This is a genomic window from Binatus sp. (SeqCode) (assembly GCF_049584895.1).
Classification (GTDB): domain Bacteria; phylum Desulfobacterota; class Binatia; order Binatales; family Binataceae; genus Binatus.
Genome location: NZ_JBAUYR010000030.1, coordinates 13,762 through 33,388, shown reverse-complemented (window position 1 = coordinate 33,388; position 19,627 = coordinate 13,762). Strand labels below are relative to the sequence as shown.

16 protein-coding genes are annotated in these 19,627 nt (G+C 60.8%); 7 read left to right on the top strand and 9 right to left on the bottom strand.

Going from position 1 to position 19,627, the window contains the following annotated elements; translation table 11 throughout:
* Positions 1 to 185: 185 nt before the first annotated feature.
* Complete coding sequence (locus WB650_RS05140) at positions 186 to 917, bottom strand: Crp/Fnr family transcriptional regulator (protein ID WP_422304892.1); 732 nt, start codon at positions 915 to 917, stop codon at positions 186 to 188.
* 367 nt (positions 918 to 1,284) lie between these two features.
* Here WB650_RS05140 and WB650_RS05135 point away from each other — a divergent pair, with 367 nt between their 5' ends.
* Entirely contained in the window at positions 1,285 to 1,611 is a 327-nt protein-coding gene (locus WB650_RS05135) for a hypothetical protein (protein ID WP_423959659.1), read from the top strand.
* A gap of 9 nt (positions 1,612 to 1,620) precedes the next feature.
* Entirely contained in the window at positions 1,621 to 2,043 is a 423-nt protein-coding gene (locus tag WB650_RS05130) for an outer membrane lipoprotein-sorting protein (protein ID WP_422304898.1), read from the top strand.
* 131 nt (positions 2,044 to 2,174) lie between these two features.
* On the opposite strand, the gene WB650_RS05125 is transcribed toward WB650_RS05130, so the two are convergent.
* Positions 2,175 to 3,572, bottom strand: coding sequence for an MATE family efflux transporter (locus tag WB650_RS05125; RefSeq protein WP_422304888.1), 1,398 nt, complete (start codon positions 3,570 to 3,572; stop codon positions 2,175 to 2,177).
* Between the two features lie 104 nt (positions 3,573 to 3,676).
* Here WB650_RS05125 and WB650_RS05120 point away from each other — a divergent pair, with 104 nt between their 5' ends.
* Complete coding sequence (locus tag WB650_RS05120) at positions 3,677 to 5,158, top strand: glycosyltransferase family 39 protein (RefSeq protein WP_423959657.1); 1,482 nt, start codon at positions 3,677 to 3,679, stop codon at positions 5,156 to 5,158.
* A gap of 92 nt (positions 5,159 to 5,250) precedes the next feature.
* Here the strand turns inward: WB650_RS05120 and WB650_RS05115 are convergent, their stop codons facing one another.
* Together WB650_RS05115 and WB650_RS05110 are read right to left on the bottom strand one after the other, a co-directional pair.
* Positions 5,251 to 7,314, bottom strand: a complete 2,064-nt coding sequence (locus WB650_RS05115; RefSeq protein WP_422304884.1) for an APC family permease — start codon at positions 7,312 to 7,314, stop codon at positions 5,251 to 5,253.
* Positions 7,315 to 7,403: 89 nt separating this feature from the next.
* The gene (locus tag WB650_RS05110; RefSeq protein WP_422304882.1) at positions 7,404 to 8,306 is read right to left on the bottom strand and encodes a bifunctional 5,10-methylenetetrahydrofolate dehydrogenase/5,10-methenyltetrahydrofolate cyclohydrolase; all 903 of its coding nucleotides are present in this window, start codon (positions 8,304 to 8,306) and stop codon (positions 7,404 to 7,406) included.
* A gap of 130 nt (positions 8,307 to 8,436) precedes the next feature.
* Between WB650_RS05110 and gcvT the strand changes: the two genes are divergently transcribed.
* Genes gcvT through gcvPB form a run of 3 tightly spaced genes read left to right on the top strand, consistent with a single transcriptional unit; the run spans position 8,437 to position 12,505 of the window.
* Entirely contained in the window at positions 8,437 to 9,570 is a 1,134-nt protein-coding gene (gene gcvT, locus WB650_RS05105) for a glycine cleavage system aminomethyltransferase GcvT (RefSeq protein WP_422304881.1), read from the top strand.
* A gap of 53 nt (positions 9,571 to 9,623) precedes the next feature.
* On the top strand, positions 9,624 to 10,976 hold the full coding sequence (gene gcvPA / locus WB650_RS05100; RefSeq protein ID WP_422304880.1) for an aminomethyl-transferring glycine dehydrogenase subunit GcvPA: 1,353 nt from the start codon (positions 9,624 to 9,626) through the stop codon (positions 10,974 to 10,976).
* Complete coding sequence (gene gcvPB, locus WB650_RS05095; RefSeq protein WP_422304879.1) at positions 10,976 to 12,505, top strand: aminomethyl-transferring glycine dehydrogenase subunit GcvPB; 1,530 nt, start codon at positions 10,976 to 10,978, stop codon at positions 12,503 to 12,505. Before gcvPA ends, gcvPB begins: the two co-directional genes overlap by 1 nt.
* Positions 12,506 to 12,541: 36 nt before the next feature.
* Here the strand turns inward: gcvPB and mobA are convergent, their stop codons facing one another.
* Together mobA and WB650_RS05085 are read right to left on the bottom strand one after the other, a co-directional pair.
* The gene (gene mobA / locus WB650_RS05090; protein WP_422304877.1) at positions 12,542 to 13,159 is read right to left on the bottom strand and encodes a molybdenum cofactor guanylyltransferase; all 618 of its coding nucleotides are present in this window, start codon (positions 13,157 to 13,159) and stop codon (positions 12,542 to 12,544) included.
* A 39-nt stretch (positions 13,160 to 13,198) separates the two neighbouring features.
* Positions 13,199 to 13,822: an esterase/lipase family protein gene (locus WB650_RS05085; RefSeq protein ID WP_422304876.1), complete on the bottom strand. Its 624-nt coding sequence runs from the start codon at positions 13,820 to 13,822 to the stop codon at positions 13,199 to 13,201.
* A gap of 156 nt (positions 13,823 to 13,978) precedes the next feature.
* On the opposite strand from WB650_RS05085, the gene WB650_RS05080 reads away from it, so the two are divergent.
* A complete protein-coding gene (locus WB650_RS05080; protein WP_422304875.1) occupies positions 13,979 to 14,860 on the top strand; it encodes an SDR family NAD(P)-dependent oxidoreductase in 882 nt (293 codons plus the stop codon).
* Here the strand turns inward: WB650_RS05080 and WB650_RS05075 are convergent.
* From WB650_RS05075 to WB650_RS05065, 3 genes are all read right to left on the bottom strand, one after another.
* A complete protein-coding gene (locus tag WB650_RS05075; RefSeq protein ID WP_422304874.1) occupies positions 14,817 to 16,898 on the bottom strand; it encodes a prolyl oligopeptidase family serine peptidase in 2,082 nt (693 codons plus the stop codon). The genes WB650_RS05080 and WB650_RS05075 overlap by 44 nt on opposite strands.
* Before the next feature lie 73 nt (positions 16,899 to 16,971).
* Entirely contained in the window at positions 16,972 to 17,736 is a 765-nt protein-coding gene (locus tag WB650_RS05070; RefSeq protein WP_422304872.1) for a hypothetical protein, read from the bottom strand.
* Positions 17,737 to 18,026: 290 nt separating this feature from the next.
* Entirely contained in the window at positions 18,027 to 19,541 is a 1,515-nt protein-coding gene (locus tag WB650_RS05065; protein ID WP_422292884.1) for an aldehyde dehydrogenase family protein, read from the bottom strand.
* Between the last annotated feature and the right edge of the window lie 86 nt (positions 19,542 to 19,627).

Below are 19,627 nucleotides of genomic sequence, written 5' to 3'. Positions count from 1 at the left end.
AACCTTAAAATAAGTTCCACACGTAACGTGCCGGCGGTATCATTTAACCGCTCGTAACTACTAAACAGTGATCGTCGGCTATCACTTCCTTGAAAGCCGAAGGCACGCCTGGCCAAATGCCCTCATGGTGAAGTCAACGGATGCCTTTTTTTCTATTGGCTTTTTTGCTGCGGACGACGCCCTGGTCAGGAGGTCAGACCGACCAATTTGGCATGCGAGCCAATCGATTGCTGGAGTTGGGCGACGCGCACAATGAGTTGCCGTCCCTGACGAACAACGAAAGCTTCGCGCTCGAGCCGCGCCAGGTGTTCAGTCACTCTGGGCCGCGAGGCTCCAACCAGGTTGGCGATGTCCTTCTGGCTGAAAGATACTCTCAGCAGTGTGCCGCGCGATTCCTCGATTCCGAAGTCGGCACATAGTTCGAGCAGCGTAATCGCGATTCGCTCATGAAGTCCGAGATTCAAAAAACTGCTGCTGCGTAGCAATAGCCGGTACCACTGCGTCAAATCGTTTTCGTGGAGATGCCTGAACGCGGACTCTGCAGATTTCTCGGTGATGCTTTCGAATTCGTCGAAGCTAAGGGTACCAACTCTGCAATCGTTGTAAGCTTCGCACTGGAAATTGGACCGGCTGATGGGCAACGCCGGAAGCTCAGGAATCAGGCCGGGTGCGATCAAGGCGACAGTCACGCGCTCACTGCGCGCGTTCATGCAGGTGATCCGCACGATGCCGGTTAACAATATATGCACTTGGGCGGCGAGCGCGGTCTCCTGCAGAATAACGGACCGCCGTTTGAAGTTGGCCAGCGTGAGCACATTCACCAGCAAGTTGAGCTCTGCGGGCGAAAGCCAGCAAAGGGCCTTGAGGCGGCTCAGGTGGTCGAGGTCGGTAGAACCATGGCTCTTGAGTTCATTCAAAGCTGCACGACTCGTGTGAGTTCACCAGTATACGCTTTTGGCGGGCACAAGAGAAACTGATGTTACCTGCGGGACAAAACTAGTCTTCCGGAAAGAACCTCAAGAATGTGCCTGCGAAGTGACCGATGAGCGGCTCGAATGACCCAGCAAAGACCCACTCGATCGCCGCAGACATGCGGCCCTTACTCTGGTGTGGAGCTGTCATCACAAAAACTAACGGAGATGTCATCGTGAAGAACTCATTGAGAACTGCTTTTAATTTCCTGGTTCGGATACCTATGGGACTGGCTATGCGAGCGCCGCTCGTGCAAGAAGCGGTCGAGATCGAAAGCGAATTCGCAACTTCATATAGGGTTTGGTACTAGCTATGAGTTACACGTATCGTCGAAATATAAGCGTAGCCATGATTCCAGGCCTGGTATGGTTGAGCGTCGCGCGCATATCTCGCGCTGCGAGCGATCAACAAGAGCAAGCTACCGTCGATCGGGTAGCGAGTCTTTTCAGCAGCAAGTCGAGCATCGGTACCGTGAAGATGCAGATTTCCAACGAAGACGGACAGCGCGATCTATCGATGAAGATCTGGTCGCTAGGCGACAAGGTCCTTGTACGTATTGTCAGTCCTCAGGATGAAGCAGGCACCGCCATTCTGAAAGAAGGCTGCGACATCAGGTACTACCTGCCTAAATCGAACTGAACGGTCAAAATCCCGGCTTCTATGGCGATGACTTCGTGGATGGGAAGCGACTTCACTATCGATGATCTCGTCAAAGAACCTTTCCTTGCACGCGATTACACTATTGCCACCTCCTTCGAAGGTCAGCGTGGCGGGGTGGCGGTATATGAATACACCTTGACCCCAAAGCCGGATGCGGCGGTCGTGTGGGGGAAGATCGTTCTGCAGTTTCGCCAGGCCGACTCGGTTTCGACCTGGCAGGGTTACTATAGCGAGGACGGGAAGCTTGCGCGGGAGCTCACGTTTTCTGAATACAAGACAAAAAGCGGCAAGGTCATTCCGACCCGTCTGGTCATGCAGTCGGCAGACAAGGCTGGCGCGCATACAACAATAGATTACGAAGATATCGCTTTCGACGTACCAATCTTCGCAGGCCTCGCAAATTCAGTTTAAGGAAGGCATTAACCCGCGAAATCCACTCAACCAAGATAAGGCTGCCAGCCGCAAACTTATTCACCTGGACGTCATCTTGGACGAAGAGGCCGGAACTCCGACCGAACCGACGGCGGCTGTGCGCAGCCGGGTCAGACTTCGATGGTTTCCCACTTTCCGGTTTGGAAGCGCCAGACTTTTACGATTGAGCGGACGATGTAGTCGGCGAGCAGCGACCACCAGATGTAGTTGATGCTGCCGCCGTGATACCAAATTAAAATCGTCAGGAAGAGTCGCATGCCGTAGAAGCCGGCGAGGGAGCCGTAGAGCGGAAATTGGGAATCGCCTGCACCGCGGAGTGCGCCGGTAATGGTCCAGTCGATCGCCATCAGCGGTTGTGCGGCGGCGAGTGCGTACATGAACTGCACGGTGTACGCGATGACCTGTTTGTCGTCGATGAAGAGCGCGGCGATCCAGTGGGCGAAGACGATAAACAGCAGACCCATCGCGGTCATCAGGACTATCGACATCCGGGTCGCTTCCCATCCGGCCTTGCGCGCGAACTTCGGGTCACCCGCCCCGAGGCCCTGGCCGACGAGCGTCGCGGAGGCGGCGGAAAATCCGAAGCCGGGCAGGAATGAGAGCGCGAGGATTCGCACGCCGATGAAATACGCGGCGATCTCCTTGGCGCCGTAGCGCGTGATGAATCCGACGTAGGCAACGAAGCCGAATTGGATCAACAATTGTTCGATGGCGGCGGGATTGCCGACGCCGAGGATTCGGCGACCGAGGCTGAAGTCGGGCCACAGACCGCGCCATCGGAAGTTCAGCACCATCCCGGGGATCGACAATGCCCAGAAAAATAAAATTCCGCCGAACGCGATCGCGAGCAAGGTCGCGACCGCCGAGCCGTCGACGCCGAGTGCCGGAAATCCGCACTTGCCGAAGATGAGAACGTAGTTGAGGAAGATTGCGAGCACGTCGATGATGCCGCCGATCCACAATGGCGTGCGCGTGTCGCCGGCGCCGCGCAGTGCCGACGCGCACATCAGGAAGATTCCCTGGAACGGCTCCGAGAGCATCACAACTTGCAGGTATCGCGCGCCCATATCGGCCATCCGGCCATGTACCTGGAACACGCCCATCAGCGGATGCGCGAAAATGATTACTGGAATCGCGATGATGGTCGAAACCAGCACGCCGAAGACGACCGACTGCTTCAGCACCTCCTCGGCGCTGTCGCGATCGTTCGCGCCCATGTAACGCGCGACCAGTGCGATAGTGCCGGTTCCGACCGCGGCGATGCCGGCGCGCACTGCGCCGAGAATCTGCGTCGCGAGGCCGACAGCGCCGACGGCGTCCGCGCCGAGCCGTCCCACCATCAGCATCGAAGAGAGTCCGAGGATCGAATCGAGACCGAAAGACAGGATCACGGGCCAGGCGAGCGCCCATACCTCGAAGCGGATCCGCTCGATCGGTGGCAGGGTGATCGCGACCCCGCCTCCGCCCTCCGCACCGACTTCGGGGACCTCTTCGAGGAACTCGGACATGATTCTGATCAGTTACGCCAGCCCGAGGCGTGATAGTCAATGGACTTTGCGTCTGGCGTGCACGGCGGCCCGCCCCACTATCAAAGCGAACCGAAGAAGATTGCGTGCGCGAAATCCGCTACTATCCCGCGCGGTGGGCGGACAACAGAATCGCGATGGGCGCTAGAGCGTCGCGGCGGCCGATCGAGATCTTCGCAGCGATTTTCGTCGCTGCAGGATTTATCTATTCGCTTCATCTCGGCACTGACGCACTCGGCGCGAGCGAGGCATACAGCGCGTGGGCGGCGGGGAAACAGGGAGTCGGCGCGATCGTTCGCACGCCTGTGCTGCACGATCCGGGCAAGCAGGTTTTCTATTACGTCATCCTCCATTACTACACGCGAATATTCGGGATGAGCGAAGCCTCACTGCGATCGCTGTCGGTGATCTTTTCGCTGGCGACGCTGGTGTTGGTGTTCGCGATCGGCTGCGAAATGTTCGACGACAACACCGCGCTGGCGGCGGCTGCGATGTGGGCATTCAATCCGCTGGCGGTGGTGTTCGCGCATACGGCACGAATGTATTCGATGCTGATAGCGATCGCGCTCGCGCAACTGTGGACGCTGTGGCGGGTGCGCAAGCGTCCGAGCGCAAGCGGCGCGGTGGCATGTGGCATCGCGGGAGCCGCCCTGCTCTACACGCACCTCGGCGGCATCCTGTTTATCGGAGTGGGCGTGGCGATGCTCGTGCGCGATTACATCGGCGGGAAACGAAATCCGATGGCGTGGCTGGCCATTGCCATCACGATGGCGCTGTTCATGCCGTACGTGCCGGTAGCGCGCGCGCAGAGCGAGACGCTGATCGCAGGCCATTGGCTCGACTGGATCGGAACCGGATATGAGTATCCGCTGCCCCTCAAAATACTTGTAGCGCTCGCAGCAGCCGCCGTAGCGCTACGGTTTGTTGTGAGCCAGACGGGCGTATCGGATACAGACGGCCAGCTCGTGTGGCTCGGTGCGTGGACGATCCTTCCGGGACTCATGTTGGGCGCGGGCTCGGTCGTGATTCGCCCGATGTTCAACCTGCGTTACGTCGCGCCGTCAACCGCGACGCTTGCATTGTTGGCGGCGGCGGGATTGGCGCGGGTCAGCGTGAAATGGCGCAATCTGCTGCTGGCAGGCTTCGCGCTGGCATGCTTGATCATGCTGCCGTTCGACCGGCCCGACCCGCAGCCGTGGCGAGATTTCGCCAGGCAAGTATCGCAAGGCGGTTCATCCGATCCGGTCTTCTTTGAATCCGGGTTCGTCTCGACCGGGAACGCGCCGAGCGTCGCCAATGACGGGTTTCCATTCGGCTATTACTCAGTTCCGTTCGATTACTACTTCCATGGGAGCAATCCGCGAATAGCTATTCCGGGATTTGATTCGCCGTCTGCGCGAATGACCGTTGAGGAGCGGGTGTTATCGGCGGGTGGAGGATGGCTCGTCAGTTGGAAGGATGGTGACGCGGTAGATTCTGAACTTCCTGATCCGAAGCGGTTCAGAGCGGTCGAGAAATATCGCGGTGAGCATCTGGCGTTTTACCGGATCACGCCGGTTGGAAAGTGATCGCGGCGACATAAAGAAGGCGAGCATGGCGGCCCGCCCCACTACATAAGAGCGCTATAAAAGCGCTTCGACTGCTGGGCGAGTTGGGGCGATTACGCGGCTTGGGAGGTTTGCGGGATCGACATTGAGCCGGCGCCGACGCGGATTGGGAGGATTACGAGGCTGTAGCCGTAGAGTTGCAGCCAGTTCTGGAGTTCAAGCGAGGTGTGATTGTGCAGGAAGCGACCGATGAAACCTTCGATCTCGTCGGAGAAAATGAGTTTGCCGGCGAAGAACACGACGTGCGGGAATTCGTGCGCAACTTCCAGGCATAGCCGGCGCAACTCGACGACGACATCGGGCGCGAGGCCGGCCCGCAGTTCGGGATGATAACCGAGGTCGGCGGCGAACTGGCAATACTCATTCAAGTCGTCGGTCATTCGCTGCTCGAGCTCGTGCACTTCCTCGGGACCCTTCAACAACGCCGCATCCACTTCGCCGACTCCGATGAAGACCACATTGCGGAACTCACCCGGGAACAATTGATGGACCTGGATCAGCGTCGCGAGCCCCAGGCCGTTGTAACCGCTGACCAGGATAGCGGCGGTCGGCGCGTTGGGATCGCGATCGGCGGGCTTTTGCTTTTTGACCGCGTACAGTTTCGGCAGGATGTCGGCCTCGAGCTGTTCGATTGCCTTCGAGACCTTCTCGTAATGACGGCGCACAGTGTAACACACCGCGATCAACCCGCCGGTGATTACCACAGTTACCCATCCGCCTTGAAAAAATTTGAGCGTCAGCGTGATGACGAGGATGGTCGCGGTGAAGAAGGTCCCGACGCCGTTGATGAGCAGCTTGCGAAGCCAGTGCTTTTCGTTCTTGCGCTCGAGCCACCAATGCGTCGTCATGCCGAGCTGCGAAAGAGTGAAAGTCACGAAGACGTTGATTGCGTAGAGGACGACCAGCATATCGACTTTCGCCTCAGTGCCGACGAGCAGCAGCATGGCGGCGAGTCCGATGGTGATGACGCCGTCCTGCGTCACCAGGCGTGCGCTCAGGTTTGCGAAACGTCGCGGGAGCCATCGGTCGGACGCCATAGTCGCGAGCACTCGCGGACCGTCGACGAAGCCGGTCTGCGCGGCAACGAATAGCAGCGCGCCCTCGGTCAGCAGCGTGAAGGTGATAATTGGGGTCCCAACGTGCACGCCGAATATCTGCCAGTTGGAAGCGAGCCGTTCGAACATGACGGCGTTGAGGGTCTTGCCGACCTCGGCTTCCACGTTGAGCAGCAGGTAGCCGAGTAAAATTCCGCCGGCGAGGAACGCGAGCGAAATCGCCATGTACATCATGGTGCGCTTGCCGGTCTCGGCGCGCGGCTCGCGCAAAATCGGCAGGCCGTTGCTGACGGCCTCGATTCCGGTGTAGGTGCCGCCGCCGAGGCTGTAGGCGCGGAAGAAAATCACCGCGAGCGCGAACATCCCCATACTATTGGCGCTGGCGTGGACCTCGCGCACGGCGTGGCCGACGATTGACGGCAGCTCGGGCGCGCGGCTGAAGATCGCGTAGCCGACCAACCAGGCATGCATGATGATGAAGGCGATGAAAATCGGCAGAAGCGACAGCACCGATTCTTTGACACCGCGGAGATTCATCAAGACCATCAGCGCTACGACGAGAATGCACAACCAGAACTTGAACGGCAGCCACGAGACCGGCAGGAAGCTGAAGATCGCGTCGGCGCCGCTCGCGATCGAAATCGCGATAGTCAGCACGTAGTCGACTACTAGCGCCGATCCGGAGACCAAGCCGAAATACTTGCCGAGCAATTTGGTCGCGACCAGGTAACCGCCGCCGCCGGTCGGAAAGAGGTCGATGGTTTGAGAATACGACGCCGAGATGATGAAGACGGTCAGCGCCATCAGCATCGCGAGGAACACCGCTAAGTATTGATGGTGTCCGAGCGCGAGGAAGGCTTCCTCGGGACCGTAGCAGGAGGAGCTCAGGCCGTCGGAGCCCAAGCCGACCCACGCGAGAAATGCGACCAGTGAGAGGCTGTGGAAAATTTCCGGATCGCGGACATCGCGCGGCGGTCCTATCAGGACGTCGCTCAGGGTGCGTTTACCCGAGCGCTCGCCGGTTGAGCTGGTGGTCTTCGAGCCGGTGGTCGGTGATGCCATTCGATTTGTGCGGACGTTCCCCTACTGCAATTTGCAAATGTACGGGAAACGCGAACGTTGCGCAAAGCAATGTGCCTCGATATGGCCCCTCAGACGGAATATGCCGCGCGCGGCAATCCTAGCTGATAGCGCGTTGCGTCGATCAGGTTCTGCATCAGTGATGCCACGGTCATCGGGCCGGTGCCGCCGGGGTTGAGCGTAATCCACCCGGCGACTTCTTTGACGGCTTCGAAATCGACATCGCCCACGAACTTGCCGGGACCGACCCTGCGAAAGCCAACGTCAATCACGCATGCACCCGGCTTCACCATCTCGGCCGTAATCAGGTAGGGCTGGCCGGTATGCGCGCCGACGCATGGAATGAGGATGTCGGCCTCGCGGCAAATTGCGGCAAGGTCGCGGGTGTGGCGATGGCACCACGTAATCGTAGCGTTGCGCAGACGTCCGCCGAGAATCAGCGCGGTCGGTTTGCCCGCAATATCGCTGCGTCCAATGATAGTCGCTCGCGCGCCGTCCACCGGCACCTTGTAGTAGTCGAGCAAAGTGAGCACGCCCCGCGGAGTGCATGGAATGAAGCGTCCCCATTCACCGCGGTAGAAGCCGCCGACGCTCGCCGAGCTGACGGCGTCGAGATCTTTTTCGGGCGCGATGGCGTCGAACAGGCGGAAACGGTCGACCGAATCGGGAATCGGTAACTGGAGCAGGATCGCGTTGACGCTCTTGTCGGCGTTGAGATCGCCGATAACGTTGAGCAACGAACCGGTGGTCGCCTCAGCCGAGGTCATCCGCACCATGCGGCTCTCGCATCCGAGTTCGGCGGCGACGCGCTGCTTGTTCTTAACGTATTGGCGCGACGCTGGATCGTCGCCGACCAGGATTGCCGCCAGCGTGGGCTTGCATCCGAAGCGGCTCTTGAGCTCGTCAACGTGGGCGCGCAATTCGGGCATCAGATGCGCACTCAGCGCCCGGCCATCCATGATGATCGCAGCCATCGGAGTATCAGTCGATTATAGCACTGGATTGCGGCGAGCAAGGCGCTGTGGACAGAAAGTCGGCGGCTGTTGGCAAATCACGCGTCGTCTCTCGTTCGCCTGAAAACGGTCTGTTACAATTTTTGCGCTGATGAATGCGCCCAAGCGCACTGTTCTATTTGACCTTCACCAGAAACTCGGCGCACGGATGACGGTTTTCGGTGGTTTCGAGATGCCCGTGAGTTACCGCGGGATTATCGAGGAGCATCTTGCGGTCCGAAATTCGGCGGGGATTTTTGATCTCAGTCACATGGGAGAGTTCGAAATCAGCGGACCGCATGCGGTCGAGACGCTCGAGCGCGCGTTCACCAATTCCGCGGCGCGGCTCAAGCAGGGCCAGGCGCAATACACGATTATGTGCGCGGAGGACGGCGGCACGATCGACGACCTGATCGTGTATCGCCTTGGACCGGAGCGCTACATGCTCTGCGTCAACGCCTCGAACATCGAGGTGGATCGCGAATGGATCGTCGAGCTGAACGGCGGACGCGCGAAGTTCGAAGATGTGAGCGATGCGACTGCGCTGATCGCAGTGCAGGGTCCGGTAGCCGTCGCGATACTGGCGACGCTCGCGGAATTTCCGATTGCCGATGTCCCGCGCTTCGGCGTCGCCGAAGGAACTGTCGCCGGAATCACGTGCCTCGCGGCGCGCACCGGATACACCGGCGAAGACGGCTTCGAGCTGTTCGTGGACAACAATGGCGCGCGCCAATTGTTCGAGGCAATCCTCGAGGTCGGCGCTGCCGCCAACGCCAAGCCAGTGGGGCTCGGCGCGCGTGATACTTTGCGGCTCGAAGCGGGACTGCCGCTCTATGGTCATGAACTCGATCGCAACTCGTCGCCGCTGGAGGCCGGTCTGGGAGTCTTCGTGAAGCTCGGGCGTCCGTTCGTCGGCGAGAAGGCGCTTGCGGCGCAACGCGATCACGGAATGAAGAAGACGTTAGTCGGTTTGCAGACCGACGACGGCAGGATGGTCGCGCGGCAGGGCTACCGCGTACTTCGAAACGGCGAAGAGGCGGGAGTCGTGACCAGCGGGACGTTCGCGCCGTCGATTCAGCGGCCGATCGCGATGGCGTATCTAAATGTCGAAGGTGCGAAGAATTCGCCAACCGTCGGCGAGTCGCTCGAAGTGGAGATTCGCGAGCGGAAAGCACGGGCAACAATCGTGCGGCGGCCGTTCTATCGGCGCGACGAAGGCCATGCGGCATCAACTGCGAGCGTGTGATTGAATTGTAGGCGAAGTGGAGGCTGGGTGGGGGTGAAGGACAAGCTGATTCCATGAGATTCATGCCACATACCGACAGCGATGTCGCGTCGATGCTCGAGACGATCGGCGCGAGGCATCTGGACGACCTGATCGCGCACGTGCCGGCGAACCTGCGCGCGAGCGCGACGATCAATCTCGAGCGCGGGCGCAGCGAAGCTGATGTAGTACATGAGATTTCCGCACTCGCCGATCGCAACACCGGCGCGTCGGGCTTCGCGAGCTTCCTCGGCGCCGGCTATTACCGGCATTACGTGCCCGCAGCGGTGCGCGCCGTTATCGCGCGCGCGGAATTCGCGACCAGCTACACGCCGTATCAGGCCGAGGCGAGCCAGGGGACTACGCAGGCGATTTTCGAATTTCAGACGCTGATCACGCAGCTCACCGCGATGGAAGTCGCCAACGCCAGCATGTATGACGGCGCGTCTGCTGCGGCGGAGGCGGTGCTGATGGCGCGACGGCTGATGCCGAAGCGCGCGGTCGTCGCACTCTCGCGCGCGCTGTGGCCCGATTATCGCGCAACCATCCGCACGTATCTGAGCGCGCTCAAGGGAATCGAAATCGTCGAAGTTCCGTTCGACGACGTGACCGGCGCGACCGACGCTGCCGCGCTCGATCGTGTCGCCAACGATCGATTGCTGTGCACGGTCACCGGCTATCCCAACGCGTTTGGCGTGATCGAGCCGCTTGGCGCGATCACTGAAAGAACCCATCGCGCGGGAGCGCTCGCGATCTCCGCCACTGCCGAGGGAATCGCGCTGGGTCTGATCCGCGCGCCGGGCGAGCTTGGCGTCGATATCGCGGTCGGCGAGGGTCAGAGTTTCGGACTGCCGCTTCAATACGGCGGACCGGGCGTCGGCTTCATGGCGGCAAGAACGGCTCATCTCCGGCAGATGCCGGGACGGCTGGTTGGGCAGACTCGCGATCGCGACGGGCGCCGCGCGTTTTGCCTGACGCTCAATACTCGCGAGCAACATATCCGCCGCGAACGTGCAACCTCCAATATCTGCACCAATCATTCGCTGTGCGCGCTGGCCGCGACGGTCTATCTCTCGCTGATGGGCCGCAGCGGATTGCGCGATCTGGCGGAGAGAAACGTCGAGCTGTCGCATCGAGCGGCGGAAGTGCTCGCAGCTGCGGGCATCCAGCGACGCTTCTCGGGACCGTTCTTCAATGAATTCGCGCTGAAGCTTGCGAACCCGGCGACCGCTCTGGAAGCTGCTGAGCGCAAGCAGATACTTGCGGGCGTACCGCTCGGCGATGACTATCCTGAACTCTCTGATGCGCTCCTGGTTTCGGTTACCGAAATGAATCGCGGCGATGAGTTCACTCGGCTGGCGGCGGCAATTGCGGGAGGCCAACGGTGATGGCGAGCGCGGGCAGAATCGGACCAATCGCGTTACCTGAGAGTCCTACAAGCGTCGACCGGATCGAACCCACAGCGGGCGTGCCGCTTATTTTCGAACTTTCGTCCGAGGGTCGGCGCGGAACTGATCTGTCGCCTCGTGCTGCCGGTGATCGGAGCGGCGCTGAACTCCTGGGCGCGGAGCTCTGCCGCGCGGATCTCCCCGGCTTTCCCGAACTCAGCGAGCCGCAGGTGCTGCGGCACTTTCTGCGGCTGTCGCAGCTCAACTTCGCGCAGGCGCTCGAGTTCTATCCGCTCGGATCGTGCACGATGAAATACAACCCGGTCGTGAACGACGAGCTTGCGGCGCTCACCGGGTTGGCGGGACTGCATCCCGCGACACCCGCGCATCTGGCGCAGGGCGCGCTCGAATTGATCGCGCGGATGGAAGCTGCGCTCGCCGAAATCACCGGCATGGACGCGGTGTCGCTGCATCCGGCGGCCGGCGCTCAGGGCGAGTTGACGGGACTGTTGATGGTCCGCGCGTATCATCGCAAGCAGGGCGAGGTGCGGCACAAGGTGATCATCCCGGATACCGCGCACGGCACCAATCCTGCCAGCTGCACGCTCGCGGGCTTCGAGGTGATCGTCGCGAAATCGAACCGCCGCGGCTACCTGGAAGCGTCGGAGGTTCGTCGTCTGATGAGCGACGACGTGGCCGCGATGATGGTCACCAATCCGAACACGCTCGGAATTTTCGAGCCGGAAATTCAGGAGATCGCGGCTGCGCTGCATGAGCGCGGCGCGATGCTCTATCTCGACGGCGCGAACATGAACGCGCTACTCGGCGTTGCCAAGCCGGGGCACATGGGCGCCGACATCGTGCAACTTAATTTGCACAAGAGTTTCTCGACTCCGCACGGCGGTGGCGGTCCGGGCGCGGGTCCGGTCGCAGTGAGAAAGCATCTCGAGCCGTTCCTCCCGCTCCCGCGCTTGAAGCATTCCGACGCAGGATACGAAATCGACGCCGATCGCCCCGACTCGATCGGACGGATGCGCTCGTATCACAACAATTTCGGAATGATCGTGCGCGCGTATGCGTATATCCTCGCGCTCGGCGGCGACGGCCTCGGGATGGCGAGCCGGCTCGCGATCCTTGGTGCGAACTACGTGCGCAAACGGCTTGAACCGCACTTTCCGAGTGCGACCGGCGAGCCCTCGATGCATGAATGCGTGCTGTCGCATGACCTTGAAAAGCGCGCCCACGTGAGCACGCTCGAGATCGCTAAGCGTCTCCTCGATTTCGGAATTCATCCGCCGACGATCTATTTCCCGCTGGTGGTGCCGGGCGCGCTGATGATCGAGCCGACCGAGACCGAGAGCAAGCAAATCCTGGACAGCTTCGTCGATACGATGGAGCGGATTTACGACGAAGCGTTGAACGATCCCGAGCGGGTCAAGAATGCGCCGCAGACCTTGCCGGTCTCGCGCGTGGATGAAGCGTTAGCCGCGCGCCGCCCGATATTGAGGTGGGAGAAACCTCTCCCCTAGCCCCTCTCCCTTCTGGAGGGGGGAAGAAATCCGGATTTATTTCGAGAGCCCCGCTAGTTCGAGGGCGCGACGGTAGTCCTCGGGGGTGTTTACGTTGAAGAAGCTGGTGAGCTGCGGATCGAGCTTTCTCACTTCTTCTTCGCCGACTTTTCTTGCATTGATTGCGCTGGCGCTGGCAGTCAGGCGCTGTTCGCCGCCGGCCGTGAGGGACTCAATCGCGTTTGCACATCGCTTGCGATAGACCGCGTGCAGCGGCTGCAGCTTGCCCCCTACTTCGGGAATCACTGCGTCAAAATCGTCGATCATCGCGACCAGGTCGGCTGCAACGTCGGAATTCAACATCGGCAGATCGCATGAGCAGGCAAACGCGATGCCGTGATCGAGCGCATTCAGGCCGCGACGGAGCGCGTCCAGCGGGCCGGCGAATGCGGTCTCGTCGTGAACGATTTTCAATCCGGGAATTTCGATCCGAGGCAACGCTTCCGACTTCGGCGCCGCGACGATCACAATTTCGTCGAACCACCATTTGAGCTCGATGACAATCCGCGTGAGCAGCGGCATCCCGCCGAAATCCAGCGCCGCCTTGGACTGGCCCATCCGCGAGCTGCGCCCACCGACCAGCACGATCGCTCCCGCTTCTTTCGCTGATGGCACGCGATGAGTCTAGAGGGCGCGCGATTGACGCGCCAGCGCTTACGCGGCGGCTCGGCTTTCGGGTGCGCGGTTTGCGCGCAACTCGGTGCCGATGATTCGCAGCGCTTCGGGGTGAAAAATCAGCGCGAGATGCCCGACGTCGTACAGCGTGACGATCTGTCGGAACGCGGCGCTATTCACCATCGGTTCGATCGGCGCCGGCACTATAGGGTCGTCGTCGCCGAAAATCCCGACCTCGGTCGGACTCCATTGTCCATATGAATACGGCGAGCCCAGCGTGATTAGCGAGCGCACCGCGCTTTTCGGCGCACTGGTGGTATAGCGCCGCGCGACGGTACCGCCGAAGCTGTGACCGATCAGATGGACGCCGTTGCCGCCGGATTTTTCATCTGCGACGCGGCCGAGTTGGGCGGCAGAATCGGCAAGCGACTGCCACCGCGGGTACTCGAAATAAGAAACGTTGTCGAATCCCACCAGCCGCAGATACGCCGCAAGCGCCAGCAGATTGGAGCGGCTGCCGCCGAAGCCATGCAGCAAGATGACGGGTTCGCTCGACGGCTCGCAGAAGTACGGCTCGCCTCGTCGCACCAGCCAGTCCATCGGGTACGAGCTGAGCAACGCGCCCGCCGCGGCGATTTCTGTAATGACGGTTCTCGATTTCACTGCTTAAACGCTCCGCCATGAAAAGCTAACCACCTCCCGCCGGTACAGCAACCGCGGTCGATGAGGGTTTGCGCATGGCGGGAGACGGGCGCACAATTCCAATCGCGACGCCCTACCATCAGTTAGGTGCAACGGCGCCCAAGCGAGGTGACGGCGATGAGCGAAGCCAAGCGGGAATCCAAAGGTCCGGTGCGCGGATACTTCTTCGACAAATCAGTGGTCGTGACCGGCGCGTCGAGCGGCATCGGCCACGACGTCGCGCTGGCGTTCGGCGAACAAGGCGCGCAGGTAGCGCTGCTCGCACGCCGGCGCGTTCAGCTCGAAGAACTCGCGCACAAAATCAACAAGGCGGGCGGAAAGGCGCTCGCGCTCGATTGCGACGTCACTGATCGCGCGCGCGTGTTCTGGGCGGTGGATCAGGTCAAGGAGGCATTCGGCAAAGTCGACATCCTGATCAACTCGGCGGGCTTGCTGATTGCGGAAACAGTCGAGCAGATGCGTCCCGAAGATCTCGAAAAAATGATGGCGGTGAACGTCTTCGGCGCGCTCAACGCGATGCAGGCCGTGCTTCCCGTGATGCGCAAGGCGAAATCGGGGAACATCGTGAATATCTCGTCACTGGCGGGACGTCGCGGCGTCAGTCCGCTCGGCGGTTACAGCTCGACCAAGTTTGCGCTGGTCGGAATGACAGAGGCGCTGCGCGTCGAGCTGTTCAACACCGGAATAAAAGTCTCACTGGTGATGCCGGGCGTGATCGACACACCCATGGCGCGCAATGCGCTCAAGCACGACACGCTCAAGGGCGTCTCCGCGATGATGGCGATGCCGGCGCGATGGGTGACGTGGGCGGTGCTGGCGGCAGCCGCGTTCGGACTCACCGAAGTAGACGTCCCTCCCGGCGCCGCGGTCGCCGAAAAACTCGCGTCGCTGTTCCCCGGCGTCACCGACGCCCTGCTGAGCGTCGGCACCAGGGTCATGCAGGGCGCCGCAACGTTCATGGGAGGCAACGCCAAGGCAGAGCAGAAGACCAAGTCCTAGAAGGCACGTCCAGTTCGCGGGACAGGAACGCCAGTTGATCCGCGAGTTCATCGATCGTTGCGTCCATCGGTAGGGTCGCCATGTGCCCCGCTTCTGCCCGGTAGTGAAGTACGATCGGATGCTTTGACCCCGACGCCCATTGAAGCTGCGCCGCCATTTTTCGTGCGTGCATCGGATCGCATCGCGTGTCCGAATCTCCGGTGACGAACATCACCGCCGGGTACGGCGTTCCGGCGCGCACGTTGTGATACGGCGAGTAGGCGAGCAGGTACGGGAAGTCATTCGGATCGTCAGCGCATCCGTATTCGCCGATCCAGTAATGACCCATTGGGTCCTTGTGATGACGCATCATGTCGAGCACCGGCCGATGGCAAATGACGGCGCGAAACAGATCGGGGCGCTGCGTCAGAGCGGCGCCGACCAGCAGACCGCCGTTACTTGCACCGGAAATCGCGAGCTTCGACGGTTGCGTGTAGCGATTGACCACCAGCCATTCCGCGGCTGCGATGAAGTCGTCGAATACGTTCTGCTTGCGCTCGCGCCGCCCCGCCTGATGCCACTCCTCGCCGAATTCGCCGCCGCCCCGTAGGTTGGCTGAGGCGAAAACACCGCCCGTCTCGGCCCAAACAACTGCCATCGTCGAGTAAACCGGGAAAGGGCTGAGGTTGTATCCGCCATAGCCGGTCAGCAATGTCGGCCGCTCGGAGTCGAGAGCAAGCCCGCGCTTGTGGAAGAGGTACATCGGAATCCTGGTTCCGTCCTTCGACGGATACCAGACTTGCCGCAATTCGAATCGGTCGAGGTCGGGAACACCTTGCTGACGCCACCAGATTTCACGCTCACCGGTGCTCAAGTCGTAGCGGTAGATCGTCGGCGCATGATTGAACGAGCTGAAGTAGAAAAACGATTCGCTGCGTTCCCATCGCCCGGTGAATCCCGCGGCGATGCCGCGGCCCGGCAAATCCACCTCGCGCACAAAGGTTCCGTCCGGTTCGAACACTCGGACGCGCGAGTGCACGTCCTCGAGATAGGTCGCGACCAATTTACCGCCTACGGTCGCCACGCCCTCGATCATCGAAGGACCCTCGGGGATGATCTCGCGCCAATTTTCGCGTGACGGATTGGCGAACTCGACCCGAATGACGCGGCGCCGGGGCGCCTGCCAGTTGGTGAGCATGATGAACGCATCGCCTGCGTCGGAACCAGTCGAGAAAGCGTCGAGATCGTCGGCGATCGGAATGATCTCGCCCTCGGGATCGAGCCGCTGAAAATACGGGTCGTTGCGATCACCGCTGTTGGTGCTCGCGGTCCGGTAGCCGCTGCCGATCATCAGGTATTTTCCGTTGTCAGACACGAACGCGCCGGCCCATCGTTCGGGTCCCCAGTTTGATCCGAGTATTTCGCGGTCTTCGGATACCGCCGTGCCGACGCGATGGAACCTGATGCGCGGACCCTGGTCGGTTCTGACCGAATAGTAGAAGCCACTGCCGTCAATCTTCCATGACGCGTTGTTGTACCTCGCTCTCGGAAGCCGGTCGGCTAAATCACGGCGAGATGCGACATCCATCAGATTGATCGAAAACTGGTCTTCACCGCCGCGACGCACGCCGTAGGCGAGAACCGAACCATCGCGCGAAATCCCGACGATGTGAACGCCGGTCATCTGATCCGCGCTCAGGCTATTTGCATCGACCAGAACTTCTTCTTCCCCGTGCAGTCCATTTCGCCGGCAGATCGAAGCGTGCTGCTCGTCAGCGCGTCTTCGCGAATAGAAGTAGTAACCCCTTCGCTCGAACGGAAAGCCCATCGCATCGACCTTCATCATGCCTGCCAATCGTGCGCGGATGCGTTCGCGGATGGGCGTGTCCAGAAATGGGCGGGCGTACTCGTGCTGCGCGGCGAGCCATGCGCGGGTATCGGGCGCGGATCCATCTTCGAGCCATCGATAAGGATCCGGCACTTCGACGCCATGCAGAATTTCACGAAAGTCCTCGCGACGCGTGGTTGGCGGGGGCCGGAACTGATCGCTTGATGCCATTTGCGGTTACCTGCGGCGCGAGTGCGCGACCGCTATCGTAGTAGGCGGGATGGCTTAAGTGAAAACCAGCCGACTACATAAAATACGGCTTCGACATTTCGTCGAATCTGCCGTACATCAGCCAGACCTTGACGTTGAAGGCGTGCGGATGCTCGACCGGTTCGCGGCCGACGGTCTTGAGTCCGAGCTGTTTGTACATCTCGTAGAGCGGCTCGACCGGATTCGTGATCAGCAGCTTGGGGCGTCGCGAAAAAACGAACAGGCGCGCCGTGTCCGACATCATCTTGACCAGGCCCTTGCCCTGGTAGGTCGGGTCGATGACCATCCCGCCAAACTCGAACACTTCCGACGCAAGCATCCCCTTGAACAACTGCGCGGGATACAGATGACCGAGCGTCAGTGGCGCGTCCGCAAGGCATCGCGCCCAGAACGCGCCAATCAGCGGGGGACGGCGACGCTCGCTGCCTGCCCCCACATTGTAGAGGCCAAAATGAATCGCGAGCGGCCATAGCAGCACGTGCACGCGCTTTTCCTGGACGTTGAGCATCTTCCACGTCCGCTTGTGCAGCGCGGCCAGCTCGCGCAAACCGAGAGGAGTGCCTATCGGACGAACTTCGAGGCGCGCTTCGAGGGAAGAGTGCGTCGGAGGCCGCAGCGGGGGAGATCGAGGCTCGCGCGCCGCACGCTTGGGCGTTTCAGGTGAAGGCTTTTCTTCCGCCGGAGGATGTTCGGCCGCCGGATCGTCGGGATTTGCGGGAGGGTCTGCTTGATCACCGCGATCGGACGCCTGCGCCGAGAGCATCGCCTCGATCGGATCGTCGGTTTTCTCGACCGCCATCAGTGAACCCCGCCGCGCCGCGGCACTTGCTGCGACGCGATTTCACCACCACCCAACTTAATGCCGTCCCGCGGGACAGCTCATCCACACGTCGTGAGACGTGCGCCGGCCGCGATCGGTTCAACACGGCACGACGCCAACCACCACTGGCTCACTACTGTTCAATAATAAGCAATCGAAGGACAAAACGAAACACTGTTATGTATCAAATTCGTGATTTCTTTACGTCGCGAAAAAAAGAAGGAGCGCCCTGCTGGACGCCCCTTCTCGACATTCGAATCGTTCTCGTACTAGCCGATCTTTGCGTACACCGACTTGATCTGCGTGTACAGATCGATCGCGTACTTGCCCAGTTCGCGGCCGAAGCCGGACTGCTTGTAGCCGCCGAATGGCGACATCGGATCGATCTGACCGTAGGTGTTGATCCAGACCGTCCCGGCCTTCAGTTTGCGGGCCACTCCGAGGGCGCGGTTGATGTCCTTGGTCCATACCGCGGCGGCGAGGCCGTAGGTGGTGTCGTTGCCCTGCATGACGACGTCGTTCTCGTCCTTGAACTTGATCGCCGAGGCGACCGGCCCAAAGATTTCTTCGCGCGCGATCTTCATCTGGTTGTTCACGCCGGTGAAAACCGTCGGCTGGATGAAGTAGCCGGCTTCCTGCTTGCCCGGCTCGCCGCCTGTCTTTGCGGTCGCGCCTTCCGCCTTGCCGGTCTTCAGGTATCCCTTGACGCGGTCGTGCTGCTCCTTGGAAACGAGCGGACCCATGCGGGTGTTCGGGTCCAGCGGATTGCCGAGGGTGAGCCCGCTCGCCATCTTCGACAGCTCGTCAGTGAACTGATCGTAGACGGCCTCCTGCACGAACACTCGCGAGCCGGCGCAGCAGACCTGCCCCTGATTCATGAAGATACCGAGCGCGGAGCCGAAAACCGCGGACGGCATGTCAGCGTCGGGGAATATGATGTTCGGCGACTTCCCTCCGAGCTCGAGCGAGACGCGCTTCAGGTTGCCGGTCGACGCCTGCAGGATCAGCTTGCCGACTTCGGTCGATCCGGTGAACGCGACCTTGTCGATATCGGGATGCTCGGCGATTGCGCTCCCGGCGCCGGGGCCGAATCCCGTGATGATCTGGACGACGCCCTCGGGAAGCCCCGACTCCACGATAAGTTCGCCGAGGCGAAGCGCCGTCAGCGGAGTCTGCTCGGCCGGCTTGAGAATGACGACGTTGCCACATGCGAGCGCGGGTGCAATCTTCCACGACGCCATCAGCAGCGGGAAATTCCACGGGATGATCTGTCCGCATACGCCGACCGGCTCGCGCAGCGTGTAGTTGAACATCGAGGGATCCGACGGATTGGTCTCTCCGTAAATCTTGGTCGCGAAGCCGGCGTAGTAGCGGAAGGTCTCGGCGGCGCCGGGGATGTCGATATTCTTGGACTCGAACAGCGGCTTTCCATTGTCGAGCGTCTCGAGCTCGGCCAGCTCCTCCGCATGCTTGTCGATCAGTTCCGCAATCTTGAGCAGCACGTGGGTGCGCTGATGCGGACTCATCTTGGACCACTTGCCTTCCTCGTAGGCCTTGCGCGCGTGCTTGACGGCCTCGTCGACGTCGGCCTTGTCGCCCTCGGCGACGAGAGCGAGCACCTGCTCGTTGGCCGGATTGAGGGTCTCGAAAGTTTTGCCTGACTTCGACGGTACCCATTTGCCGTTGATAAGAAGTTTTTTGGGTGAGCTCTTGAGGAACTCAAGCGCTGCACTCGACTTGGCGCCGCGAGTCGCTGATTCCAATGACGCTGATGCTGCTGCCATATTTCCTAATCTCCTGTCGTTGATGTGTCGGCGAACTAAGGCCTGATTAACACTCGCACCATAGTAAATCGAGATGTAATCGGTAA